Source organism: Kitasatospora indigofera (genome assembly GCF_014655955.1).
Classification (GTDB): Bacteria; Actinomycetota; Actinomycetes; order Streptomycetales; family Streptomycetaceae; genus Kitasatospora; species Kitasatospora indigofera.
Window position 1 is genome coordinate 60,563 of the sequence record NZ_BNBO01000031.1, and the last position, 24,520, is coordinate 85,082.

Sequence of the window (24,520 nt, forward strand, 5' to 3'; positions counted from 1 at the left end):
GGACACCGGCGTCCTGCGCACCTACGCCTGACCGGACGGAACGGACCACCGAAAGGACTCACCACCGTGCGTCTGCGAGCCTACGGCCCCCACGGCTTCCGTTAGTGACGCCAGGACCCTCCTGGCGGGCTACGGAGCGCCATGTCCCGCACGATCAGTCACATCCGTCACCGGCCCGTCGACACCGGCTCGCCCCGGCGCGAGCACCGCGGGGGCGAGCGGCCATGGCGCCGGTCCGTCCTGCGCACCCTGCGGTACAGCGCCGCACGCCTCGACCGGGCCCGGGCCGAGGGCCGGCGGCCGACCCCCGAGCGGATCCGGCTGAGCCTGGAGATCCACTGCTACGGCAACGCGTTCCGCGACAGCGCCTGGACGGGACGCTTCAGCAACCTCGCCGAGCGCGGCGCCCGGCAGGCGACCCGGCTCCGGCTGCGGGAGATCCTGCTCCTGGCCGCCTTCGAGGACGCCGAGGTCGAGCCCACCCGCCACCGGCACGGCGTCCTGTGGGACTCCTGGTGATGCGCGCGGGCCCCGCCGGTCGCGCCGGCGGGGCCCGCTCCGCTGTGCGGGACGCGGTTACGCGATCCGGTCCAGCACGATCGGCTTCGCCGTGAACGGCGTGTCCGCCGGGTCGACCACGATGCCGCCGGCGAGCGCCTCGATGGCGTACTCGTAGCGCTCGGGGGTGTCGGTGTGCAGGGTCAGCAGCGGCTGGCCGGCCACGATCGGGTCGCCGGGCTTCGCGTGCATCTCGACACCGGCACCGGCCTGCACCGGGTCCTCCTTGCGGGCGCGGCCGGCGCCGAGGCGCCAGGCGCAGACGCCGACGGCGTAGGCGTCGAGGGTGGTGAGGACGCCGGAGGAGGAGGCGGTGATGACGTGCTGCTCGCGGGCGACCGGCAGCGGGGCGTCGACGTCGCCGCCCTGGGCGCTGATCATGCGGCGCCAGTGGTCCATCGCGGAGCCGTCGCGGAGCGCGTCCGCCGGGTCCTTGCCGTGCACGCCCGCGGCGGCGAGCATCTCGCGGGCCAGCGCCAGGGTCAGCTCGACCACGTCGGCCGGGCCGCCGCCGGCCAGCACCTCGACCGACTCGCGGACCTCCAGCGCGTTGCCGGCGGTCAGGCCGAGCGGGGTGGACATGTCGGTGAGCAGGGCGACGGTGTTGACGCCGGCCGCCTTGCCGAGGCCGACCATGGTGCGGGCCAGCTCCTGGGCGTCGGCGAGGTTCTTCATGAAGGCCCCGGAGCCGACCTTGACGTCCAGGACCAGCGCGCCGGTGCCCTCGGCGATCTTCTTGGACATGATCGAGCTGGCGATCAGCGGGATCGCCTCGACCGTGCCGGTGACGTCGCGCAGCGCGTACAGCTTCTTGTCGGCGGGGGCCAGGCCGTCGCCGGCCGCGCAGATGACGGCGCCGGCGTCGCGCAGCACGGTCATCATCTCGTCGTTGGAGAGCAGGGCCCGCCAGCCGGGGATGGACTCCAGCTTGTCGAGGGTGCCGCCGGTGTGGCCGAGGCCGCGGCCGGAGAGCTGCGGGACGGCGGCGCCGCAGGCGGCGACCAGCGGGGCGAGCGGCAGGGTGATCTTGTCGCCGACGCCGCCGGTGGAGTGCTTGTCGGAGGTCGGCAGCGGCAGGGCGGAGAAGTCCATCCGGACGCCGGAGCGGATCATCGCGTCGGTCCAGCGGCTGATCTCGCGCAGGTTCATGCCGTTCAGCAGGATCGCCATCGCCAGCGCGGACATCTGCTCGTCGGCGACCTCGCCGCGGGTGTAGGCGTCGATCACCCAGTCGATCTGGGCATCGGTCAGCTCGCCGCTGTCGCGCTTGGTCCTGATGACGGAGGGGGCGTCCATGGGGTTCTCCAGGAGGGTCGGAAAAAGCGAAGAGTGCCGCGAGCCGACTGGTTCACACAGCCTCTCGCGACACTCTACGCGCGTAACAAACGGAACGGCCAGAGCCGCTCCCAAGACCTACAGCCGCTCGGGCCCGAACGCGTCGGGGAGCACCTCGCTCATCGGCCGCCGGCCCGAGGGCAGGTCGACCAGCAGCTCGGGCCCGCCGTGCTCGTACAGCAGCTGGCGGCAGCGCCCGCACGGCATCAGCAGCTCGCCGGCGCCGTCCACGCAGGTGAACGCCACCAGCCGGCCGCCGCCGGAGGCCTGCAACGCGGAGACCAGACCGCACTCGGCGCAGAGGCCGAGCCCGTACGAGGCGTTCTCCACGTTGCAGCCGCTGACGGTCCGTCCGTCGTCCACCAGGGCCGCCGCACCGACCGGGAACTTGCTGTACGGGGCGTACGCGTGGCCCATCGCCTCGCGGGCCGCCGCGCGCAGCGCCTCCCAGTCGACCGTCGGAGCGGGCGTCACTTGCCCTGCCCCTTGCGGTAGATCTGGCCGTCGGCCTTCGGCGGCCGCAGCCGCTGCGAGGCCAGCGCGAGCACCACGAGGGTGATCACGTACGGCGTGGCGACGATCAGCGGACGCTGCACCTGGTCGGTCAGCGCGTACCAGGCGCCGAGGCCGCCGGCCACCACGAAGCTGATCACGGCGGGGACGTACTTGCGGCGGTAGAGCTGCCAGAGCGCGAACAGGCCCATGGCGAGCGAGACCACCAGGATCAGCACGTGCACCGACTCCGGGTCGCGCAGCTGGAGGCTGTCGGTGAAGCCGAACAGACCGGCGCCGATGGCGAGGCCGCCCGGCATCCAGTTGCCGAAGATCATCGCGGCGAGGCCGATGAAGCCTCGGCCGAGCGTCTGGCCGTCCTTGTAGAAGTGCGCCGCGACCAGCGAGAGGTAGGCGCCGCCGAGGCCCGCGAAGGCGCCCGAGGCGATCACCGCGATGTACTTGTACTTGTAGACGTTGACGCCCAGCGACTCGGACGCCGTCGGGTTCTCGCCGCAGGACCGCAGCCGCAGGCCGAACACCGTCCGCCAGAGGACGAAGTAGCTGGCCACGATCAGCGCCGCCGCCAGGACCACGACCACCGAGAGGTTGGTGACCAGGCCGCCGAGCACGCCGGCCACGTCGGAGACCACGAACCAGTGGTGGTTCTCGATGTCCTTCAGCGCGGTGGACAGCCCCGGCACCGTGATGCTCGGCAGCGAGTCGGCGGGCGGCGACTGGTTGGCGCCGGCGCCGAACGGGATGTAGTCCTTGTAGTAGATCTTGTTGAGGTACGCGCAGATCCCGGGGATCAGCAGGTTGACGCCGACACCGGACACGATGTGGTCCACGCCGAAGGTCACCGTGACCACGGCGTGCAGCAGGCCGCCGAGCGCGCCGCCGAGCATGCCCGCCACCAGGCCGAACCAGGGGCTGACCAGGTAGCCGCCCCAGGCTCCGCAGAAGGTGCCGGCGATCATCATGCCTTCGAGGCCGATGTTGACCACGCCGGCCCGCTCGGACCAGAGACCGCCCAGACCGGCCATGCCGATCGGCACGGCGGCGCCGAGCGCCGCCGCGATCTGCCCGGAGGAGGTCAGGCTGTGGTTGCCCGTCGCCATCCCCACCGCGGAGAACAGGATCGTGGCGCCCGCGATCAGCAGCAGCACCACCGGCAGGGAGAGCTTGCGCTTCTTGGCGGGCGCGCTGCCCGGCGTCTTCGCGCGAGCGGTGGTTGCGGTGCTCATGCGGACACCTCCTTCTTGGCGGTCGACGCGGCCAGCGCGGCGAGTTCGGCGCCCACCTTCTGCTGCTGGCGCTTGAGGCCGTAACGGCGCACCAACTCGTAGGCGACGACGACGCAGATGACGATGGTTCCCTGCATGACCTGGACGATCTCGAACGGGAAGGCCCCGTTCTGCGGCAGCGGCAGCTGGGTGCCGCTGACGTCCAGGAAGGCGAACAGCAGCGCCGAGAAGACCATCCCGATCGGGCTGTTGCGGCCGAGCAGGGCGACCGCGATGCCGGTGAAGCCGAGGCCGGCCTGGAAGCTCTGGCCGTAGTAGAAGGAGTTCTGCAGCAGGTCGGGCAGGCCGATCAGGCCGGCCAGCGCGCCGGAGACCGCCATGCTGATCAGCACCATGCGCTTGACGTTGACGCCCGACGCGGTGGCGGCGGTCTCCGAGCGGCCGGTGGCGCGCAGGTCGAAGCCGAAGCGGGTGCGGTTCAGCGTGAACTGGAAGAGCACGCCGACGATCACCGCGATCACGATGAAGCCCCAGAGCGTGCCGCCGGCCGTCTCGATCGAGAAGAAGTGGCTGGAGGCCGAGACCGGGTTCGTCTGGATGCTGTTGGTGGTGGTGCCCTTCTCCGGCGCGAAGATGCCGGGGACGAGCAGCAGGCCGACCACCGCGCTGGCGATGGCGTTCAGCATGATGGTCGAGATGACCTCGCTGACGCCCCGGTAGACCTTGAGCAGGCCGGCGATGCTGGCCCAGAGGCCACCGACCAGCATCGCGGTGATCAGCAGCAGCGGGATCTGGATGACCGCCGGCAGGTCCATCTGGCCACCGACGTACGCGGCGAACAGCGCCGCGATCCGGTACTGCCCCTCGACACCGATGTTGAAGAGGTTCATCCGGAAGCCGCAGGCGGCGGCCGCCGCGGCCAGGTAGTACACGGTGGCCCGGTTGAGGGTCAGCACCTGGCCGTCCGACTTGGTGCCGTAGGTCAGCATCACGTCGAAGGCGTCGAACGGGTTCTTGCCCGACACCAGCAGCAGGATCGAGCAGATCACCAGCGAGAGCAGCACGGCCAGCACCGGCGCGGCCAGGCCGAGCGCGATCCGCTCGCCGTCGAAGCGCTTGGCGGCCGTGGGCTTCGCCGGAGCCGGGGCGCCGCCCCGGCCGGGCGCGCCCGAGGAGCCGTCGGAGGGCGGGCCGTCGGCGAACGCGCCTTCGGCGGAGGTGCCGTCGGCGGGCTTGCCGTCGTCGGCGGAGTGGGAACTGGTCATGGGTTACTCCCCCGCCTGCGGGTCTTCGGCGGTCTCGGTGGTCGCGTCCGTGGCGCCCGGCAGGCCGTCGGCTCCGGCGGACTCGGCCTCGGTGCCCTCGGCGGCGAGCGCGCGGTCCTCGGCCACGGCCTCGGGCTCCGACTCGATGTGGCCCGAGGCGGCGCCGGTCATCGCGGTGCCCAGGTCCTCGGCGGTGACGGTGGCCGGGTCGGCGTCCGCGACCAGCCGGCCGCGGTAGATCACCCGGATGGTGTCGGAGAGGCCGATCAGCTCGTCCAGGTCGGCCGAGATCAGCAGGACGGCCAGGCCCTCCCGCTGGGCGACGCGGATCTGCTCCCAGATCTGCGCCTGCGCGCCGACGTCGACCCCGCGGGTGGGGTGGGCCGCGATCAGCAGCTTGGGACGGTGGCTCATCTCGCGGCCGATGATCAGCTTCTGCTGGTTGCCGCCGGAGAGGGAGGCCGCCGTGACGTCGATGCCCGGGGTCCGGACGTCGTACTCCTGGACGATCCGCAGGGTGTCCCGGCGGGCGCCGGCCGCGTCGAGCAGCGGGCCCTTGGAGTTGGGCGCCTCGGTGACGTGCCCGAGGATCCGGTTCTCCCAGAGCGGGGCCTCCAGCAGCAGGCCGTGCCGGTGACGGTCCTCGGGGATGTAGCCGATGCCGGCCTCGCGGCGGGCCCGGGTCAGGGTACCGGTGAGGTCCTTGCCGTCCAGCGTGACGGTGCCGGCGTCCAGCGGGAGCATCCCCATCACGGCCTCGACCAGTTCGGCCTGGCCGTTGCCCTCGACGCCGGCGATGCCGAGGATCTCGCCCTTGCGGATCCGCAGCGTGATGTCGTCCAGGACGACGCGCTCGATGCCCTCGGCGTCCGCCTTGGCGATCCGCAGGCCCTCGACGCGCAGCATCTCGTCCTCGGTGACGGTGGACGCGCGGCTCTCCGGGGAGGGCAGCTCGGTACCGACCATCATCTCGGCGAGCTGGCGGGCCGTCACGGTCTTCGGGTCCGCGTCGCCGACCGTGGTGCCGCGGCGGATGACGCTGATCGCGTCGGCCACCGAGAGCACCTCGTGCAGCTTGTGCGAGATGAAGATGACGGTGACGCCCTCGGCCTTGAGCTCGCGCAGGTTGGCGAAGAGCGCCTCGACCTCCTGCGGCACCAGGACGGCGGTGGGCTCGTCCAGGATCAGGATCCGGGCGCCGCGGTAGAGCACCTTGAGGATCTCGACCCGCTGGCGGTCGGCGACGCCGAGGTCCTCGACCAGCGCGTCCGGGCGCACGCCCAGGCCGTACTGGTCGGAGATCTCCCGGATCTTCGCCTTGGCCTTGCCTCCTATGCCGTGCAGCTTCTCCCCGCCGAGAACGACGTTCTCCCAGACGGTGAGGTTGTCGGCCAGCATGAAGTGCTGGTGGACCATGCCGATGCCGCGGGCGATGGCGTCGCCGGGGGTGCTGAACTCGACGAGCTCGCCGTCGACGGCGATGGTGCCCTCGTCGGGGCGCTGCATCCCGTACAGGATCTTCATCAGAGTGGACTTGCCGGCGCCGTTCTCGCCCATCAGGGCGTGCACGGTGCCTCGTCGCACGGTGATGTCGATGTCGTGGTTGGCCACGACGCCGGGGAAGCGCTTGGTGATGCCGCGCAGTTCGACGGCCGGTGTCGCCGTCCCCGCGCTGGGGGTGCCGCCCTTGCTCAGGGCGGGGTCGGAAGCGGTGATGGCGGTCTCCTGGTGGTCTGGAGGCGCGTCGTTGCGCTGGAGGGCCAAAAGTTCTCGGGGGGACGGGACGGGGCCCGGGGGTACGCGCTGAGCGCACCCGGCCGGGCCCCTCCCTGATGCTGCGTCAATCATCCCGCTGCCCGGCAGGCGGCAGCGGTACCGACGTCCTGTTCCGCGCGCCTTACGGGGCGGTCGGGACGGTGGTGGCGCCGCTGGTGATCGCCGTGGTCGCGGCGTCCAGCTTGGCCTTGATGTCGTCGATGTGGCCGCCGGTGGTGGCGAGCGAGACGCCCTGGGCCTTCAGGTCGAAGTTCTTCACGCCGGTGAGCGGCGCGTTGTCCTTGATCGACTTGATGTAGGTGTACACCGCGGTGTCGACGTTCTTCACCATCGAGGTGAGGATGACGTTCTTGTACTTCGACAGGGCCGGCTGGCTGGCCTGGTCGGAGTCGACGCCGATGGCCCAGGTGCCGGCCTTGTTGGAGACGGCCTCGATCGCACCGCTGCCGGAGGAGCCGGCCGCCGCGTAGATGACGTCCGCGCCCTTGTCGAGCTGGCCCTGGGCGGCCTCCTTGCCCTTGTCGGGCGAGGAGAAGCCGGAGAAGTCCGGCGGGGTGGTCAGGTAGGTCGTCTCGACCTTGATGTTCGGGTCGACGGACTTGGCGCCCGCCACGTAGCCGGCCTCGAACTTCTTGATCAGCTCGGACTGCACACCGCCGATGAAGCCGACGTGCTTGGCCTTGCTCTTGTTGGCGGCGGCGACGCCGGCCAGGTAGGAGCCCTCCTGCTCGGAGAACGTCAGCGAGGTGACGTTGGCCGGCTGGGTGGAGGAGGCCGAGTCGATGATCGCGAACTTGACGTTCGGGTTCTCCTTGGCGACCTTCTCGACCGCGGACTGGTAGACGAAGCCCACCGCGATGATCGGGTTGTAACCGCCGGTGACCAGGCTCTTCAGCCGGGTCTCCTTGTCGGCCTCGGCCTCGCCGGTCTTGGCGTCGGCCTCGGTGATCTGGACACCCAGGTCGGCCTTGGCCTTGTCGAGGCCGCGGGCGGCGGAGTCGTTGAACGACTGGTCGCCGCGGCCACCGATGTCGTAGGCCATGCCGACCTTGATGCCGGAGTCGCCGGAGGCGCCGGCGGAGGCGGTCGTGTCGTCGGTGCTCTTTGCGCCGCAAGCGGCGAGCGAGGCAATGCCCAGGGAACCCGAGAGCACAACCGCGGCGAGCTTAGTAGAACGGCGCAAGGGAGTATCTCCTTCTCACACGCACCCGTTTAGCGTGGTCGGACGCCACCGTAACGCGCGTAGAACACGGTTGTGTTACGGCTCGTTCGGGCATCCGGGTTGTTATCAAACCGTGCCACCCGAGGGTGCGGAACCAATATCCGCCTCCAGTGTTACGGGCCAGGAGCCCACATCCAAACCAAATCGGATGCGATCGCGACAAATCCGGTCGGATCCGTGCAGGAACCCCGGTCGAAGGGGGCATCCCGGGGCATCCGGCTCACGCAGCGTCCTCGGCCGCCCGCGCTGCGTCGACCGGAAGAAGGGGGGGCAGGGGGCAGGGCCGGACCGGGGGCAGGTCCGAAGAAGGGGCCCCGGGCTCTGCCCGGGGCCCCTCGACGCTCGGCTGCGACCCGCCTCAGACCTCGCTGTGCTCCAGGGCCAGCGCGGCGAAGAGCTCGACCCCGATCCCGATCGCCCGCTCGTCCACGTCGAAGCGGCCCTGGTGGAGGTCCCGGACGGCGCTGTCGCCGGGGGCCCGGACGCCCAGCCGGGCCAGCGCGCCGGGCGCGTGCTCCAGGTACCAGGAGAAGTCCTCGCCGCCCAGGCTCTGCTCGGTCTCCTCGACCACCACCTGCCCGGCCGCGCCGAAGCGGGCGGTCATCGCCGCCTCCAGCTGGGCGATCGAGACGGCCTCGTTCACCACCGGCGGCACCCCGCGGTGGTAGTCGAGCGTCCACTTGGCGCGGTGCGTCTCGGCCATCTTGGCGATCAGCTCGTGCAGCAGGTCCGGCGCCTCGCGCCAGCCCGGCAGCTCCAGGCAGCGGACGGTGCCCTCCAGCTCCGCGTGCTGCGGGATGACGTTCGCGGCGGAGCCGGAGGCGATCCGGCCCCAGACCAGGCTGACGCCCCAGCGCGGGTCCATCCGGCGGGCGAACACGCCCGGCAGGTCGGCGGCCATCCGCGCGATCGCGGTGACCAGGTCGGTGGTCAGGTGCGGCCGGGCGGTGTGGCCGCCGGGGCCGTCCAGGTGCAGCACCAGCCGGTCGCAGGCGGAGGTGATCGCGCCGACCTTCAGCCCGATCCGGCCGACGGTGACCTTGGGATCGCAGTGCACGGCGAAGATCCGGCCGACGTTGTCCATCCCGCCGGCCTTGATGACGTCCAGCGCGCCGCCGGGCATCACCTCCTCGGCGGGCTGGAAGAACAGCCGGACGGGCCGGCGCAGCTCGCCGTTGCGGGCGGCGGCGGCCAGCACCAGGGCGGTGCCCAGCACGATCGAGGTGTGCACGTCGTGCCCGCAGGCGTGGGCCCGGCCGGGCACGGTGGAGCGGTACGTGACGTCCGTCTTGGCGTCGTCGATCGGCAGGGCGTCGATGTCGGCCCGGAACGCCAGGAACGGCATGCCCGCGGGCGTACCGGGCGGGACGATGTCGACCGTCATCCCGGTGCCGCCGGGCAGCACCCGGGGCTCCAGGCCCGCGGCGACCAGGCGGTCGCGCAGCAGCCCGGTGGTGCGGAACTCCTGGCGGCCCAGCTCGGGGTGCCGGTGCAGGTCGCGGCGGAACGCGATCAGCTCTGCCTCGAAGGCGCGTACCCGGGTGCGCAGGTCGACGGGGCGGGCAGCGGCGAGGGTGGCCTGTTGGGCGGTCCGAGGATCGTTCACCTCAACAAGGGTAGGCCCGTGTGGGGGATTTGGCCTGACTTCCCCCGAAGAAGTCCCCGGATGGGCGCATACCGGCCGCGCAGCTGGGTATGACATCTCGTTTCTGTCGCCTTCCCGGGTGATCACTGTCCTGTGCAACGAACGCCCGCCCGGACGGACACGGCCGCGCCCCAGCCTGCCGCCCGCACGTGACAGCCGGGTGTACCAACTGTTTCGGCCTCGGGGCGGGGCACCCCGAACGGGTGACGCGACGTCAGAACCGTTCGACCGGCTCGTAGGTGCCCCACACCTCGCGCAGGGCGTCGCAGACCTCGCCGACCGTCGCGCGGGCCGCCAGCGCCTCCTTCATCGGGGGGAGCACGTTGTCCGTCCCCGCGGCGGCACGGCGCAGCGCGCCCAGGGCCCGGTCGACGGCCCGCCGGTCGCGCCCGGCCCGGAGCGCGGCGAGCCGGGCGGCCTGCCGGGCCTCGGCCGCCGGGTCCACCCGCAGCGGCCGGTACGGCTCCTCGGCGTCCAGCCGGAACCGGTTGACGCCGACCACGGTGCGCCGGCCGTCGTCGGTCTCCTGCTGGACGCGGTAGGCGGTGCGCTCGATCTCGGCCTTCTGGTGGCCCTGCTCGATCGCGGCCACCGCGCCGCCCAGCTCCTCGACCCGGCGCATCAGCCCGAGCGCGAGGGCCTCGACCTCGTCGGTCATCCGCTCGACCGCGTAGGAGCCGGCGAAGGGGTCGACGGTGGCGGTGACGTCGGTCTCGTACGCCAGCACCTGCTGGGTCCGCAGGGCGAGCCGGGCGGCCTTCTCGGTGGGCAGCGCGATCGCCTCGTCGAAGCTGTTGGTGTGCAGCGACTGGGTCCCGCCGAGGACGGCCGCCAGCGCCTGCACGGAGACCCGGACGAGGTTGACCTCGGGCTGCTGGGCGGTCAGCTGCACCCCGGCGGTCTGGGTGTGGAAGCGCAGCATCTGCGACCTCGGGTCCCGGGCGCCGAACTCCTCGCGCATCACCCGCGCCCAGATCCGCCGCGCGGCACGGAACTTGGCGACCTCCTCCAGCAGGGTCGTGCGGGAGACGAAGAAGAAGGAGAGCCGGGGCGCGAAGTCGTCCACGGCCATCCCGGCCGCCAGCGCGGTGCGGACGTACTCGATGCCGTTGGCGAGGGTGAAGGCGATCTCCTGCGCGGGGTCCGCGCCGGCCTCGGCCATGTGGTAGCCGGAGATCGAGATGGTGTTCCACCGCGGGATCTCGGCCCGGCAGTACCGGAACACGTCCGCGACCAGCCGCAGCGAGGGCTTCGGCGGGAAGATGTACGTCCCGCGGGCGATGTACTCCTTCAGCACGTCGTTCTGGACCGTGCCGGTGAGCCGGGCGGGCGCCACCCCCTGCGACTCGCCGACCAGTTGGTACAGCAGGAGGAGCAGCGCGGCGGGCGCGTTGATGGTCATCGAGGTGGAGACCCCGTCCAGCGGGATCCCGCCGAACAGGACGGCCATGTCCTCGACGCTGTCCACGGCCACGCCCACCTTGCCGACCTCGCCGGCCGCGAGCGCGGCGTCGGAGTCGTAGCCCATCTGGGTCGGCAGGTCGAAGGCGACCGAGAGCCCGGTGCCGCCGCCGGCGATCAGCTGCCGGTACCGGGCGTTCGACTCGGCGGCGGTGCCGAAGCCGGCGTACTGGCGCATCGTCCAGGGCCGTCCGGTGTACATCGAGGGGTACACGCCGCGGGTGTAGGGGTACGCGCCGGGCTCGCCGAGCCGCTCGGCCGGGTCCCAGCCCCGGAGCGCCTCGGGGCCGTAGACGGGCTCGACGGGCAGGCCCGACTCGGTGCGGCGGGGCTCGGCTGCCATGGGGTCTCCTCGGGTCCGAGGGTGGCGCGGCGGCGCCGCCCGGCGGGCGTCCGGCCCTTCGCAATCTAGTCCGCGGGGCGGGGCGGCGCCCGGGCGGCGGGAACGGACGGCGGGAACGGACGGCGGCGCGGGCGGCGCGGGCGGCGCGGGCGGCGCGGGCGGCGCGGGCGGCGCGGGCGGGCCGCAGGCTCCCGCGGCCCACCGGCGCCGGCGACCCCGGACACTTTGAGATGATCGGATGAACGTCCAAGCCCCGCCGACAGCCCCGCCACGGGCGGTCGGCCCACTCCGGCCGGCACCCCCTGCCGGCCGGCCCCACGAAGGAGCGGCTATGACCGAGCAGAAGGTGGCCGTGGTCACCGGCGCCAGCAGCGGGATCGGCGCGGCGACCGCGCGCCGGCTGGCCGCGGAGGGCTTCGAGGTGGTGCTCACGGCCCGCCGCACCGAGCGGATCGAGGCGCTCGCCAAGGAGATCGCCGAGCGCGGCGGATCGGCCCGCGCGATCACCCTGGACGTGACCGACCGGCCCGCCGTGGACGCCTTCGCGGCGGAGCTCGGCCGGGTGGACGTGCTGGTCAACAACGCGGGCGGCGCGGTCGGCGCGGAGTCGGTGGAGACCGGCGACCCGGCCGACTGGCTGGCCATGTACCAGGTCAACGTGCTGGGCGTGCTGCACGTGACCCAGGCGCTGCTGCCGGCCCTGCGGGCCACCGGCGACGGCACCGTGCTGATCCTCTCCTCGACCGCCGCGCTGACGGCCTACGAGGGCGGCGGCGGCTACGTGGCCGCCAAGCACGCGGCGCACACCATCGCGGCCACCCTGCGGCTGGAGCTGTGCGGGGAGCCGGTCCGGGTGATCGAGATCGCGCCGGGGATGGTGAAGTCCGAGGGCTTCGCGGTCACCCGGTTCCGGGGCGACGAGGAGAAGGCCGCCGCCGTCTACGCCGGTGTCGCGGAGCCGCTGACCTCGGACGACGTCGCCGACACCATCGCCTGGGCGGTCACCAGGCCGCCGCACGTGAACATCGACCTGCTGGTGGTGCGCCCGCGCGCGCAGGCCGCCAACCACAAGGTCCACCGGGCCTGACCCGGCCGGTCGCGCCCGGGGGGGCCGACGAGCGGATTCATCACATGATCATCACCTGGTACACCTGTGCGATGAGAACTCCCCGGGCCACCCGTCCACGCCTGCTGGCCGCCTGCCTCGCGGCCGGCGCGCTGCTGCTCACCGCGTGCAGCGGCCACCCGCGACCGCAAGGCGCCGCCCCTGTCCCGACCGGCCCCGCACCGTCGGCCACCGCCACCGCGAGCCCCACCCCGACCGCCCGGCCCACCGGTGCGGCCGACCCGGCGCTCAAGCCCTTCTACGGCCAGCAGATCACCTGGGCCGGCTGCCCGGACGACCCGCGCGCCGAGAAGGTCGACACCTCCACCATGCAGTGCGGCAAGCTGCACGTCCCGCTGGACTACGCGCACCCGGAGGCCGACGCGATCGACGTCGCCCTGCTGCGGCTGCCCGCCGCCAAGCCCGAGCAGCGGATCGGCTCGCTCGTGGTCAACCCGGGCGGCCCCGGCGAGTCCGGCGTCGACATGGTCCTGTTCGGGGCCGACCGCTTCAAGGGCGCCCTGCACGACCGCTTCGACGTGGTCGGCTTCGACCCGCGCGGCGTCGGCGGCAGCGCCCCCGTCAACTGCCTGGACGACAAGGACCGCGACGCGCTCAACTCCACCGACGAGCCGCAGGACCCGCAGGCCCGCCAGGCCGACCGCGCGAAGCGGGCCGCCGACTTCGCCGCCGCCTGCCAGGCCCGCTCCGGCAAGCTGCTGCCCTTCGTCGGCACCCGCAACACCGCCCGGGACCTCGACGTGATGCGCGAGGCCCTGGGCGACCGCAAGCTCAACTACCTCGGCATCTCGTACGGCACCTACCTCGGCTCGCTGTACGCCGAGGAGTTCCCCGCCAACACCGGCCGCCTGGTGCTGGACGGCGCCGTCGACCCGGCCGCCGACAAGCTGGACCAGAGCGTGAACCAGGCGGCCGGCTTCGAGAAGTCGCTGGAGCGCTTCGCCGTCGACTGCGTCCGCAACCACGCCGACGACTGCCCGCTCGGCAACTCCCCCGACCAGGCCGCCAAGAAGGCCGCCGACTTCCTGGACGGCCTGCGGGAGCACCCGCTGACCGCCAAGGACGGCCGCCGGCTCACCAGCGACCTCGGCTGGACCGGCGCCATCAGCTACCTCTACGGCGACGAGACGACCGCCTGGCAGCAGCTGCGCTGGTCCCTCGGCTGGGCGATGGCGCGCGGCAAGGGCGACTTCCTGCTGGCGTCGGCCGACAACTACAACGGCCGCGACGACAAGGGGCACTACACCACCCTGGAGGACGCCGGACGGGCCATCCGCTGCGCCGACAGCGCGCCGCCCGCGCCCTCCGCCGAGCGGATCCAGCAGGTCCTCGGGCAGTTGCACGAGCAGGCGCCGCTGGTCAGCAAGGGCACCAGCGCCGAGGACTACAGCACCCCCTCCTGCGCGGCCTGGCCGTACCGGACGACCGAGACCCCGCACGCCGTCCGGGCCGAGGGCAGCGCCCCGATCCTGGTGGTCGGCACCACCGGCGACCCGGCCACCCCGTACGCGGCCGCCGAGAGCCTGGCCAAGGGGTTCGCCTCGGCCACCCTGCTCACCAGGGAGGGCGAGGGCCACGGCGCCTTCGGCAAGGACAACGGCTGCATCGACGCCGCGCTGGAGGCGTACCTGGTGAACGGCGTCCCGCCGGCCGCCGGCACCCGCTGCGCGCGGTAGCCGGGACGGCCGGCCCGGCCCGGCGGGACCCTCCTGCCGGGCCGGCACCCCCCGGGGCGCGCCGGGGAGAAGTAGCACATCAGGCCGCTGCGGGGACTGACGCAAAGCTGTCAACGTCACAACTTGATAGCTCGATCGGGTGAATTCCGCGCGCGCTCTCCCCAACTGATGACTGCTCAACTACCGTTGTGCCGCTGCCCGGCCACCCTCCGGAACCGCCCGGACCGGCCCATACTTCACCCGTGCCGCGCACCGACGGCACAGTCCCACGCGACCACCGAGCACCGATTCATCGGCAGGCTTGTCCGTACCCCTGTACGGCGCGGCTCCCTTCACACTCCCACCGTGCCGCCCTTCCCGCCCTCACGAGGAGGACCCGCTGGCCAGCGACGTCCCGCCACAGCGGCTCGACCTTCCCCCGGCTCTCGTCCAGGGGAGCCCCCAGACGGAGCCGGCACTGCTCGGACTGCACCGCTTCAACGAGGCCGACGCCGGTGCCGCCGAGGAGGCCCTGCTCGCATGCTGCGGCAGCCACCGATGGGCCCTGCGGCTCACCGCGCACCGGCCCTACCCCGACATAGGGTCTCTGCTCGCCGCCGCGAGCGAGGCCTCCTACGACCTGCGCCCGGCCGACCTGGCCGAGGCGCTGGCCGACGAGAGCTGGATGCCGCAGCCGCTGCTCGGCATGCGCGCTCCCGGCAGCCAGGCCGCGCACACCGCCCTGCGGGCGGCGCACGCGGCGTACGAGGCCCGGTTCGGTCACGTGTTCGTGGTCTGCCTGGAGGGCATCGCCCCCGAGGAGATGCTGGACACCGTGCTGACCTCGGTCCGCACCCGGCTGGCCAACGACCCGGACGAGGAGCGGCTGATCGCCGCCGACGAGCTGCGCCGGATCGCCCTGACCCGGCTGGAGCACCTGGTCGCCACCCACACCGAGGCCGGGGCGCGCTGAGACCGGGGCGGCTGGGGACCGGTCCGCCAACCGGCCCTCAGCCGCCCCGCTGCGCGGCGCGGAGCTTGGCCACCTGCTGCCGGACGACCCGTTCGTCCGGCGCGGAGGCCGGCTCCGCGCCGACGCCGACCGTGCTGAAGACCGCGAGCACCGACCCGACCCGGGCGAGTACCGCCCGCTGGGTGAGGGTCACTCCCCCGGATTCATTCGTCAGGGTGAACCCTGTCACCGCGTCGGCTCCCCCGGTGGTGGGCGTGTCGACCCGGCTGAGCCGGTGCCTGGCCGGGACCCCTTTCCGCCCGCCCGCCGCGCCGTGGCCCGTCGCCGTGGTCGAGGTGAAGCTGCCGCAGCTCGCCAGCACCTGCTCCACCTGACGGCGCAACTCCGCCGCCCGGCCGGGGCGGTAGGCCAGCAGGCCGGCGTAGACACTGCCCCGGGGATCGGCCGCGGTGGCCACGCTGAGGTCCGTCTCGGCGATCGGGAGGTCCGGCCCGGCGGGGGCCGGGGAGCCGCCCTGGCCGGCCGCCACGGCGGCGTTGGCCGGGGTCACCGCGTCCAGGACGGGCTGGCAGGCGGGCAGGTCGGTGACCTCCCGGCCGTCCGCCGGGCCGGTCTCGCCGTGACCGGGAGTCATCACCGTCACGATGTAGCCGGGGCCGAGGTCCCCGTCGGTGAGGGCGGCGGCCCGCAGCTCGGCGGCGGCCAGCGCCCGGCCCTCGGTGACCCGGTCGGCGGAGACCCCGACCGTGGTGCACCCGCCGGCCAGCAGCAGGGCGCAGGCCAGGGCCGCGGCCCGGCGGGCGGCCGCCGGGGGGAGCGACGGGCGTCGCGGGCGGACCCGGGGGGCGGGCCGCGGCAGCGGGCGGAGGACGGGGCGACGGGCAGGGCGGAGCGGCACGGGGGCCTCGGCAGTCGTCGGCGGCGGGGCGGGCCGCCACCGTAGCGCAGTCGAGTGGTGACGGACAGTGACAAGTTCCCGCCGGATTAGCCCGCCCGTGCCTGTTTGATCACACCTCGGGCCCCCGGAGGCGGTTCCCGACAGCGCGTCGATAGGATGCTGGCGGCCGGAGGACCGTACCGGCCGGGCTGACCGACACCGAAGCCGGCCGAGCCCCCAATCGCTTCCGGAGGGTTTTTCCGTGCCGGCTGGAACGCTGTACCGCGGCCGGGAAGGCATGTGGAGCTGGGTGGCTCATCGAGTCACCGGCGTCCTCATCTTCTTCTTCCTGTTCGCCCACGTCCTCGACACCGCCCTCGTGCGGGTGTCACCCGAGGCCTACGACTCCGTCATCCAGACGTACAAGACGCCGCTGGTGAACCTGATGGAGTACGGCCTGGTGGCCGCCATCCTGTTCCACGCACTGAACGGCCTGCGGCTCGTCGCCGTGGACTTCTGGTCCAAGGGCCCGAAGTACCAGAAGCAGATGCTCTGGTCCGTGCTCGGCGTCTGGGTCGTCCTGATGGCCGGTGCCTTCTACCCGATCCTCCAGCACACGCTGACCAACTGGTTCGGGAAGTGACGGGCATGCCTACGGACTACACCTACACCGACTCCGTGGTGGTTCCCTCCGCCCAGGCCCACACCGGCCAGGGCCTCGGCACCGGGAACCCCGCCGACGCCTTCGTGGTCGAGCCTCCCCGTACTCGCACCAAGAAGACCCCGCGCCGCACCCGGACCAACTTCGAGATGCTCGCCTGGCTCTTCATGCGCCTGTCGGGTGTCGTGCTGGTCGTGCTGATCCTCGGCCACCTGCTGATCATGCTGGTGCTCGACGGCGGCGTCTCCAAGATCGGCTTCGCCTTCGTGGCGGGCCGCTGGGCCTCGCCGTTCTGGCAGGGCTGGGACCTGCTGATGCTGTGGCTGGCCATGCTGCACGGCGCCAACGGCATGCGCACGGTCATCAACGACTACGCCGAGAAGGACTCCACCCGGTTCTGGCTGAAGACGCTGATGGGCGCTGCCACGGTGTTCACCGTGCTGCTCGGGACGCTGGTGATCTTCACCTTCGACCCCAACATCTGACGACACAGCATCTAATCGGCAATCGGCAGAGGCCAGAGGCGAGTTAAGACCCCCATGCAGATTCACCAGTACGACACAGTCATCGTCGGCGCGGGCGGCGCCGGCATGCGCGCGGCCATCGAGTCGACCCAGCGCAGCCGTACCGCCGTGCTGACCAAGCTCTACCCCACCCGGTCCCACACCGGCGCGGCCCAGGGCGGCATGTGCGCCGCCCTCGCCAACGTCGAGGAGGACAACTGGGAGTGGCACACCTTCGACACGGTCAAGGGTGGTGACTACCTGGTCGACCAGGACGCCGCCGAGATCATGTGCAAGGAGGCCATCGACGCCGTCCTCGACCTGGAGAAGATGGGCCTGCCCTTCTCCCGCACCGAGGCCGGCCGGATCGACCAGCGCCGCTTCGGCGGCCACACCCGCAACCACGGCGAGGCGGCCGTCCGCCGCTCCTGCTACGCGGCCGACCGCACCGGTCACATGATCCTGCAGACGCTGTTCCAGAACTGCGTCAAGCACGGCGTCGAGTTCTTCAACGAGTTCTACGTCCTGGACCTGCTGATCAACGACGGCAAGACCGCGGGCGTCGTCGCCTACGAGCTGGCCACCGGCGAGATCCACGTCTTCCAGGCCAAGGCGGTCGTGTTCGCCTCCGGCGGCACCGGCAAGTTCTTCAAGGTCACCTCCAACGCCCACACCCTCACCGGTGACGGCCAGGCCCTGGTCTACCGCCGCGGCCTGCCGCTGGAGGACATGGAGTTCTTCCAGTTCCACCCGACGGGCATCTGGCGCATGGGCATCCTCCTCACCGAGGGCGCCCGCGGCGAGGGCGGCATCCTGCGCAACAAGGACGGCGAGCGCTTCATGGAGCGCTACGCCCCCGTCATGAAGGACCTCGCGTCCCGTGACGTCTGTTCGCGCGCCATCTACACCGAGATCCGCGAGGGCCGCGGCTGCGGTCCGGACGGCGACCACGTCTACCTGGACCTCACGCACCTCCCGCCGGAGCAGCTGGACGCCAAGCTCCCGGACATCACGGAGTTCGCGCGCACCTACCTCGGCATCGAGCCCTACACGGACCCGATCCCGATCCAGCCCACCGCGCACTACGCGATGGGCGGCATCCCGACCAACGTCGAGGGTGAGGTCCTGCGCAACAACACGGACGTCGTCCCGGGCCTGTACGCGGCCGGCGAGGTCGCCTGCGTGTCGGTGCACGGCGCCAACCGCCTGGGCACCAACTCGCTGCTGGACATCAACGTCTTCGGCAAGCGGGCCGGCATCGCCGCCGCCGACTACTCGTCCACGGTCGGCTTCACCGAGCTGCCCGAGAACCCGGCCGAGAAGGTCCAGGCGCTGGTCGACGGCCTGCGGGAGTCCACCGGCACCGAGTCCGTCGCGCAGATCCGCAAGGAGCTGCAGGAGACCATGGACACCAACGCCATGGTCTACCGCACCGGCGCGACCCTGAAGCAGGCCGTCGAGGACATCGCCGCGCTGCGTGAGCGGTACAAGAACGTCGCGATCCAGGACAAGGGCTTCCGGTACAACACGGACCTCCTGGAGGCCGTCGAGCTGGGCAACCTGCTCGACCTGGCCGAGGTGCTGGCGGTCTCCGCGCTGGCCCGCGAGGAGTCGCGCGGCGGTCACTACCGCGAGGACTTCCCGACCCGTGACGACGTGAAGTTCATGCAGCACACCATGGCGTACCAGGAGGTCGCCGAGGACGGCACCACCTCCATCCGCCTCGACTACAAGCCGGTCGTCACCACCCGCTACCAGCCGATGGAGCGTAAGTACTGATGAGCACTCCGACTGTGGAGCAGCACTCGGCCGCTCTGGACGCGGCCGAGGCGGGCGGCGTCCAGCTGATCACCGTGACCCTGCGCATCCGCCGGTTCAACCCGGAGGAGCACCCGGAGCCGGTGTGGGTGGACTACCAGCTCACCCTGGACCCGAAGGAGCGCGTCCTGGACGCGCTGAACAAGGTCAAGTGGGAGCAGGACGGCACCCTGACCTACCGCCGTTCCTGCGCGCACGGGATCTGCGGCTCGGACGCGATGCGGATCAACGGCCGCAACCGCCTGGCCTGCAAGACCCTGATCAAGGACGTCAACCCCGAGAAGCCGATCACCATCGAGGCCATCAAGGGCCTCACGGTCCTCAAGGACCTGATCGTCGACATGGACCCGTTCTTCCAGGCGTACAAGGACGTCATGCCGTTCCTGATCACCAACGGGAACGACCCGACGCGCGAGCGCCTGCAGTCCGCCGAGGACCGCGAGCGCTTCGACGACACCACCAAGTGCATCCTGTGCGCCGCGTGCACGTCGTCCTGCCCGGTCTTCTGGAACGACGGCCAGTACTTCGGCCCGGCCGCGATCGTCAACGCGCACCGCTTCATCTTCGACTCGCGCGACGAGGGTGCGGAGCAGCGGCTGGAGATCCTGAACGACCGTGAGGGCGTGTGGCGCTGCCGCACCACCTTCAACTGCTCGGAGGCCTGCCCCCGTGGCATCGAGGTCACCAAGGCGATCCAGGAAGTGAAGCGGGCCCTGGTGACCCGCCGCTTCTAGGAGCCGCCCGCACCGACGCCCGAGGGCCCGTCCGGAGTGATCCGGACGGGCCCTCGGGCGTCTGCGTGGTTCAGCCGAGGAGGCCGAGGTCCTTCGGGGCGGTGTACCCGCTGAAGGTCACCAGGTGCCGGTCCGCGGTGACCGCCCACAGGTCCGGGGCGCCGTCGGCGTTGCCGTCCCCGGAGCTGCCGAGCGTCGGGTACGCCTCGACGGTGAAGCTGCCCGGGACCACGCCGGCGGCCGGGTCGGCCAGCGCGGTGAAGTCGAGGTTGCCGTCGGCCTTCTTCGGGACCGCGTAGGCGTGCAGCTTCCCGGTGGCCCGCTCACGGGCCCAGAGCGCCAGGTTGCCGGCCGCGTCGGCGCCGGGGGCGATCAGGTCGTAGCCGGTCCAGGTGCCGGTGGTGGTGAGCTGCTGGGCCGAGCCGTAGGACAGGCCGGACGAGTAGTACGCCCAGAGGTTGCCGTGCTCGACCGCGATCAGGACGGGCAGCTCGCGCTGCGGGGCGTAGGGGTTGCCGAGCGCGACCAGCTGCCCGGCGGCCGACCAGTCGTCGGCGAAGTCCGCGGGGCAGGCGACCGGGGCGGCGTCCAGGTCGTAGCAGTCCCCGGTGCCCGGGTGGTCCACCAGGACGGGGCTGCGGCCGCTGAAGTTCCCGGCGGCGAAGTTCCGGTAGCCGTAGAGGACCCCCGGGTTGCCGGGCCTGCGGACCAGCAGGTCGTCGACCGGCGCGTGGGCGGCGGTCGAGCCCCGGTGCAGCACCTCGGCGCCCGTCCAGGTGCCGCCGGGACCGAGCGCGGCCGGGACCGCCGAGGACGGCGCGGTGGTGGTCGCGGCGGCGCTGATGATCTGGAGGTTCCCCGCCGCGTCGGGCAGCAGGATGTCGGGCACCCCGTCACCGTTCACGTCCCCGTCCGTGCTCGGCTTGGGGCGCGGGTCGGACGGCGCGTAGAAGCTGTAGGAGAAGGGCTGCGAGACGTTGCCCGCGTTGTCCATGGCCTGGACGGCGAGGACGTTGGTGCCCCAGTCGGCGGGCTTCACCTGGACGGACGCGCCGCCGTCGGCGGCGGCCGCCACGGTGCCCGGGTCGCCGCAGTGCTTGCCGACGCTCAGCCCGGCGGGGGCCAGCGCGTACTGGTAGCAGGCCACGCCGGAGGCCGCGCCGCCGGCCGGCACCGGGTCGGTGCCGGTGACGGTGAAGGTGCCGGTCTCCCCGGCGTACTTGACCGGCTGGGCGCCGGAGCCGCTCGCCGGGAAGTCGGTGGAGTTCACCGCCACCGTGGGCGGGGTGAGGTCGAGCCGGAAGTGGCAGTCGGCGGTCGGCTTGGAGTGCCGGTCGCCCTGGACGGCCTTGGCGTTCCACGCGTAGGCGTGACCGTCCGCCAGGCCGGGCGCCTGGATCCGGACGAGGCCGGGCGCGCCGGGCGTGGTGTCCCCCTGGAAGGCCCTCTTCTCCTTCGCCCCGGTGACGTCCCGGACGGTGAAGCGGGCGCCGACCGGGGTGGCGGTGTCCGTCCCCGTCCCGACCACCGCGGTGAGGGTCGGGCCGCCCGTGGAGAGGCCGAGCCAGCCGGGCACGCTGGAGTCGTCGCAGGCGTCGCCGGTGACGCCGGTGGAGGCGAAGCCGGGCGCCGGCGAGGCCTTGGGCTCGGCGACGGTCGGCTTGGCGGCTCCGGCGGCGAGCGCTCCGGGAGCCGCGATCAGCCCGGCCGCGAGGGTCACGGCCGACACCGCCGACAACCGGCGGACGTATCGGGTACTCCTCGAACGTGTCACTTGACCCCACCCTTGAATCGCAAGTCCGTTCGCGCGGTCGCGCGCCTGAGGATCTTGCCAGCGCGCGGCCGGGGCGGGCAACGGATATAGCGTCAGCCGGCCGCGGGCTCCCGGCCGGCGCGCAGGCCGCGGACGCCCACCAGGCCGACCAGGACGCCGAGGACGAAGGAGGTCACCGCGAGGGCCAGGTGGATCCAGAAGAAGGCGGTCGGCTGGGAGTGGTCGCCGCCCACGAAGGCCTGGCCGCCGGAGTCCTTCCAGAGGTTCTTTACGAAGGTCACCCAGATGACCATGGACCAGGCGCCGAAGGCGGTCAGGAACCAGGCGGTGCGGCGGCTGAGCTTCATGGTGCGAGTCCTCCGAGGGGCGGGGCGGACGGGCCGGCGGGCCCTCCGTCCCAGTATGCGCAGTGCGCCGGACGGCCCAGCCGAGGCCCCTCCCCCGGGGGACATCGGCCGTGGTGCGGACGGACGCACCCGAATGTGGGTACGGTCTGCGAGTGCAAACACGCCGTCACCTCGCACGCCGGCTGGCCGCGCTGACCGCCGCCGCCTCGTTCTGCGCGGCTCCGGCCGCCGTCGCCGCACCGGGCGAGGACCCGCCGCCCCCGCCACCGGCGATCGGCGGCGAGCGGCTGGGTCTGCCCGGCGTCCAGATCTCCCCCTCGGCGGGCGCGCCCGCGCTGCCCGGGGACCTCACCGGCAAGTCCTGGATAGTGGCCGATGCCGCCTCCGGCGAGGTGCTGGCCGCGAACAACCCGCACCTGCGGCTGCCCCCGGCGAGCACCATGAAGATCCTCTTCGCCGACACCGTGCTGCCCAAGTTCGACAAGGAGCAGGTGCACAAGGTGGCGCCCGAGGAGCTCACCGGCCTCGGCTCCGGGAGCAGCCTGGTGGGCATCAAGGAGGACCTGGACTACCGGGTCGAGGACCTCTGGCGGGGCGTCTTCCTCAGCTCCGGCAACGACGCCGTGCACGTGCTCTCCCACATGAACGGCGGGATCGCGACGACCGTCGCCGAGATGCAGGCCCGCGCCGAGGCGCTGCAGGCCCACGACACCCACGTGATCTCCCCCGACGGCTACGACCAGGACGGGCAGGTCTCCTCGGCCTACGACCTGACCCTGTTCGCCCGGGCCGGGCTGCGCAATCCCGACTTCCGCGCCTACTGCGCGACCCGGGACGCCCAGTTCCCCGGCATGTTCGACAAGAACACCGGGCAGCGCGGCAGCTTCGGGATCGCCAACACCGACCGGCTGCTCGGCAAGTACCCGGGCCTGATCGGGGTCAAGAACGGCTTCACCACCAACGCCGGCTCCACCTTCGTCGGCGCCGCCGAGCGCGGCGGCCGCACGCTGCTGGTGACGGTGATGCACCCGACCACGTACCAGAAGGTCTACGACGAGACGGCCGCCCTGCTCGACTGGGGGTTCGCCGCCGCCGACAAGGTCACCCCGGTCGGACAGCTGGTCGACGAGGTGCCGGCCGCCGGGGCGGGCCCGGAGCCGACCGCACCGGCCGCGAGCGGCGGGCAGAGCGGCGGCGACGGCGGGAGCGGGCCGGCCAAGGCGCTGGCACCGCCGGTGGCGCGGGCTCCGTCCTCGGAGGGGCCTGGCGCCGGACCGGCCGTGGCCCTCGGGGTGGCCACCGCGGCCCTGCTGCCGCTGCTGGCCTTCCTGGTGATCCGCCGCGCCCGCCGGGCCGAGGCCGCCGCCGCGGACCCCCGGTGGAGCGGACCGCCGCCCTTCGACCAGGAGGCCTGAGCGGCGCCGGCGGGTCTCGTGGCGGGCCGCACGACAGGCAGTGGGGACGCGAGAAACGGAACAGCGGGCCCGGCAGGCTTCGGAAGCCTGCCGGGCCCGCTGTTCCGTTTCGCCGTGCCGGGTTGTCGTTACTGGGTCGTCGCGCCGGGTCGGCAGCGCCGGTTCATCCGGGCCGGTTTCGCGGCCGGGGTCAGTCCGTCCTGCGGTCGCGGGCGGCCTGCAGCCGTCGGCGGACGGCCCGGGTGGCCACCGGGGGCAGCAGGTCCAGGGCCAGCCGGCGCCCGACCGAGCGGGGCCTGGGCACCGGCCCGCGCGGGACGGCCCGGACGGGGGCGGGGCGGGCGGCCTCGGCCTCGGCCTCGGGGTCGGACGGGTTGATGCCGTTGCCGGACAGCCGCAGCACCTCGACGCCGGCCAGCGTGTCCCGGCAGAGGTCCCAGCCCTCGCCGGTCCAGTCGTGGCGGAGCAGCATCTCCTGGACCACGAGCGGGTCGCCCCAGGTGCCGTAGAACTTCTCGGGGCTGAGGCAGACCGGCCGCAGCCCGTGGCTGAAGACCGCCTCCCAGACCGCGGCGGCCGTCCCCGGGGTGTGCGCGGAGCGGTAGTCGTCGAAGACCACCACGCCGTTCTTGCCCAGGGCCGCGCGGGCGACCTGGACGTCCCCGGCGACGTGCTCGTACAGGTGCGAGGCGTCGATGTGGACGAAGCGACAGCTCTCCGCGGTGATCCGGCCGTCCTGCAGCACCGAGGTGGGTGCCTGGACGACGGTCGGGAGTTCCTCGTGGAAGGCCAGGTAGTTGGCCTCGAAGGCCTGTCGGGTCAGGGTCTTGCGGTACGACATGGACATCTCGTCGGCATTGGCCGCGTCGGGCGCGTCCGAGTCGAAGAGGTCACAGATCGTGAAGGACTCGCCCGCCTGCCGGTGCCGGCCGATCAGGATCGCGCTCCGGCCCAGGTAGGTTCCGAGTTCCAGCAGGTCACCGGTGGTGCCGGCGTCGGTCTGCCCGTCCAGGATCCTGGTGAAGAGCAGTTGGTCGACGGGCCAGAACCAGCCGGGGACGTCGTCCAGGCGCCGTGGGGTGGGGCGCACCGGATTCATGCTGTGGGGATCGGCGCTCATCACGGGAATCTCCAGGTGACTGCGGTGAGCGGGGTGGCCGCTGCTGCCTGCTGACACTGAAGCGGGGTCGGCAGTGAGGTGTGAGCCTAGTCACTTGTTCGACGCAGTGCGAGAGATACGGGCGGCTCAGTTTTATTCCCCGCGGAGGCCCTTCGGCGGGCCCGGGAGACCGG

General features: G+C 72.5%; 21 protein-coding genes. 9 read left to right on the forward strand and 12 right to left on the reverse strand.

All coding sequences use genetic code 11. From position 1 onward, the window contains the following. Positions 1-141: 141 nt before the first annotated feature. Entirely contained in the window at positions 142-519 is a 378-nt protein-coding gene (locus IE329_RS40830) for a hypothetical protein (RefSeq protein WP_229927713.1), read from the forward strand. Positions 520-576: 57 nt separating this feature from the next. Here IE329_RS40830 and IE329_RS24410 read toward each other — a convergent pair whose 3' ends face one another. The 8 genes from IE329_RS24410 to IE329_RS24445 form a co-directional block, all read right to left on the reverse strand. Then, on the reverse strand, positions 577-1,854 hold the full coding sequence (locus IE329_RS24410; RefSeq protein ID WP_190213101.1) for a thymidine phosphorylase: 1,278 nt from the start codon (positions 1,852-1,854) through the stop codon (positions 577-579). Between the two features lie 117 nt (positions 1,855-1,971). Next, the gene (locus IE329_RS24415; protein ID WP_190213102.1) at positions 1,972-2,367 is read right to left on the reverse strand and encodes a cytidine deaminase; all 396 of its coding nucleotides are present in this window, start codon (positions 2,365-2,367) and stop codon (positions 1,972-1,974) included. Further along, entirely contained in the window at positions 2,364-3,632 is a 1,269-nt protein-coding gene (locus tag IE329_RS24420) for an ABC transporter permease (RefSeq protein WP_190213103.1), read from the reverse strand. Before IE329_RS24420 ends, IE329_RS24415 begins: the two co-directional genes overlap by 4 nt. Beyond that, a complete protein-coding gene (locus IE329_RS24425; RefSeq protein WP_190213104.1) occupies positions 3,629-4,897 on the reverse strand; it encodes an ABC transporter permease in 1,269 nt (422 codons plus the stop codon). Before IE329_RS24425 ends, IE329_RS24420 begins: the two co-directional genes overlap by 4 nt. A gap of 3 nt (positions 4,898-4,900) precedes the next feature. Beyond that, entirely contained in the window at positions 4,901-6,454 is a 1,554-nt protein-coding gene (locus IE329_RS24430; protein WP_373311276.1) for an ABC transporter ATP-binding protein, read from the reverse strand. A 340-nt stretch (positions 6,455-6,794) separates the two neighbouring features. Beyond that, complete coding sequence (locus tag IE329_RS24435) at positions 6,795-7,856, reverse strand: BMP family lipoprotein (protein ID WP_190213105.1); 1,062 nt, start codon at positions 7,854-7,856, stop codon at positions 6,795-6,797. 397 nt (positions 7,857-8,253) lie between these two features. After that, positions 8,254-9,501 (reverse strand): amidohydrolase, encoded by a 1,248-nt coding sequence (locus IE329_RS24440; protein ID WP_373311275.1) that lies wholly within the window; start codon positions 9,499-9,501, stop codon positions 8,254-8,256. Positions 9,502-9,754: 253 nt separating this feature from the next. After that, complete coding sequence (locus IE329_RS24445) at positions 9,755-11,344, reverse strand: acyl-CoA mutase large subunit family protein (RefSeq protein ID WP_190213107.1); 1,590 nt, start codon at positions 11,342-11,344, stop codon at positions 9,755-9,757. A gap of 331 nt (positions 11,345-11,675) precedes the next feature. Between IE329_RS24445 and IE329_RS24450 the strand changes: the two genes are divergently transcribed. The 3 genes from IE329_RS24450 (at position 11,676) to IE329_RS24460 (ending at position 15,098) form a co-directional block, all read left to right on the forward strand. Further along, positions 11,676-12,431 (forward strand): SDR family NAD(P)-dependent oxidoreductase, encoded by a 756-nt coding sequence (locus IE329_RS24450; RefSeq protein ID WP_190213108.1) that lies wholly within the window; start codon positions 11,676-11,678, stop codon positions 12,429-12,431. Positions 12,432-12,475: 44 nt separating this feature from the next. Continuing rightward, complete coding sequence (locus tag IE329_RS24455) at positions 12,476-14,146, forward strand: alpha/beta hydrolase (RefSeq protein WP_229927714.1); 1,671 nt, start codon at positions 12,476-12,478, stop codon at positions 14,144-14,146. A gap of 301 nt (positions 14,147-14,447) precedes the next feature. Continuing rightward, positions 14,448-15,098, forward strand: a complete 651-nt coding sequence (locus IE329_RS24460) for a 2-oxo-4-hydroxy-4-carboxy-5-ureidoimidazoline decarboxylase (protein ID WP_308438397.1) — start codon at positions 14,448-14,450, stop codon at positions 15,096-15,098. A 37-nt stretch (positions 15,099-15,135) separates the two neighbouring features. On the opposite strand, the gene IE329_RS24465 is transcribed toward IE329_RS24460, so the two are convergent. Next, on the reverse strand, positions 15,136-15,996 hold the full coding sequence (locus tag IE329_RS24465; RefSeq protein ID WP_190213109.1) for a hypothetical protein: 861 nt from the start codon (positions 15,994-15,996) through the stop codon (positions 15,136-15,138). 241 nt (positions 15,997-16,237) lie between these two features. Between IE329_RS24465 and sdhC the strand changes: the two genes are divergently transcribed. The 4 genes from sdhC to IE329_RS24485 are packed head-to-tail and all read left to right on the forward strand — an operon-like array spanning position 16,238 to position 19,691. Then, complete coding sequence (sdhC, locus tag IE329_RS24470; RefSeq protein ID WP_190213110.1) at positions 16,238-16,618, forward strand: succinate dehydrogenase, cytochrome b556 subunit; 381 nt, start codon at positions 16,238-16,240, stop codon at positions 16,616-16,618. A gap of 5 nt (positions 16,619-16,623) precedes the next feature. Continuing rightward, positions 16,624-17,121 carry a succinate dehydrogenase hydrophobic membrane anchor subunit gene (locus IE329_RS24475; protein WP_190213111.1) on the forward strand — a complete coding sequence of 166 codons (498 nt, stop codon included), beginning with the start codon at positions 16,624-16,626 and terminating at the stop codon, positions 17,119-17,121. 54 nt (positions 17,122-17,175) lie between these two features. Further along, complete coding sequence (gene sdhA / locus IE329_RS24480) at positions 17,176-18,918, forward strand: succinate dehydrogenase flavoprotein subunit (RefSeq protein ID WP_190213112.1); 1,743 nt, start codon at positions 17,176-17,178, stop codon at positions 18,916-18,918. After that, positions 18,918-19,691: a succinate dehydrogenase iron-sulfur subunit gene (locus IE329_RS24485; protein ID WP_190213113.1), complete on the forward strand. Its 774-nt coding sequence runs from the start codon at positions 18,918-18,920 to the stop codon at positions 19,689-19,691. The genes sdhA and IE329_RS24485 overlap by 1 nt, the downstream gene beginning before the upstream one ends. Positions 19,692-19,761: 70 nt before the next feature. Here the strand turns inward: IE329_RS24485 and IE329_RS24490 are convergent, their stop codons facing one another. Together IE329_RS24490 and IE329_RS24495 are read right to left on the reverse strand one after the other, a co-directional pair. Further along, positions 19,762-21,411 (reverse strand): hypothetical protein, encoded by a 1,650-nt coding sequence (locus IE329_RS24490; protein ID WP_190213114.1) that lies wholly within the window; start codon positions 21,409-21,411, stop codon positions 19,762-19,764. Positions 21,412-21,557: 146 nt separating this feature from the next. Beyond that, entirely contained in the window at positions 21,558-21,812 is a 255-nt protein-coding gene (locus IE329_RS24495; RefSeq protein WP_190213115.1) for an SCO4848 family membrane protein, read from the reverse strand. A gap of 152 nt (positions 21,813-21,964) precedes the next feature. Here IE329_RS24495 and IE329_RS24500 point away from each other — a divergent pair, with 152 nt between their 5' ends. Further along, on the forward strand, positions 21,965-23,227 hold the full coding sequence (locus IE329_RS24500) for a D-alanyl-D-alanine carboxypeptidase family protein (RefSeq protein WP_229927715.1): 1,263 nt from the start codon (positions 21,965-21,967) through the stop codon (positions 23,225-23,227). Between the two features lie 190 nt (positions 23,228-23,417). Here the strand turns inward: IE329_RS24500 and IE329_RS24505 are convergent, their stop codons facing one another. Then, a complete protein-coding gene (locus IE329_RS24505) occupies positions 23,418-24,347 on the reverse strand; it encodes a class I SAM-dependent methyltransferase (protein ID WP_190213116.1) in 930 nt (309 codons plus the stop codon). Positions 24,348-24,520 lie beyond the last annotated feature (173 nt).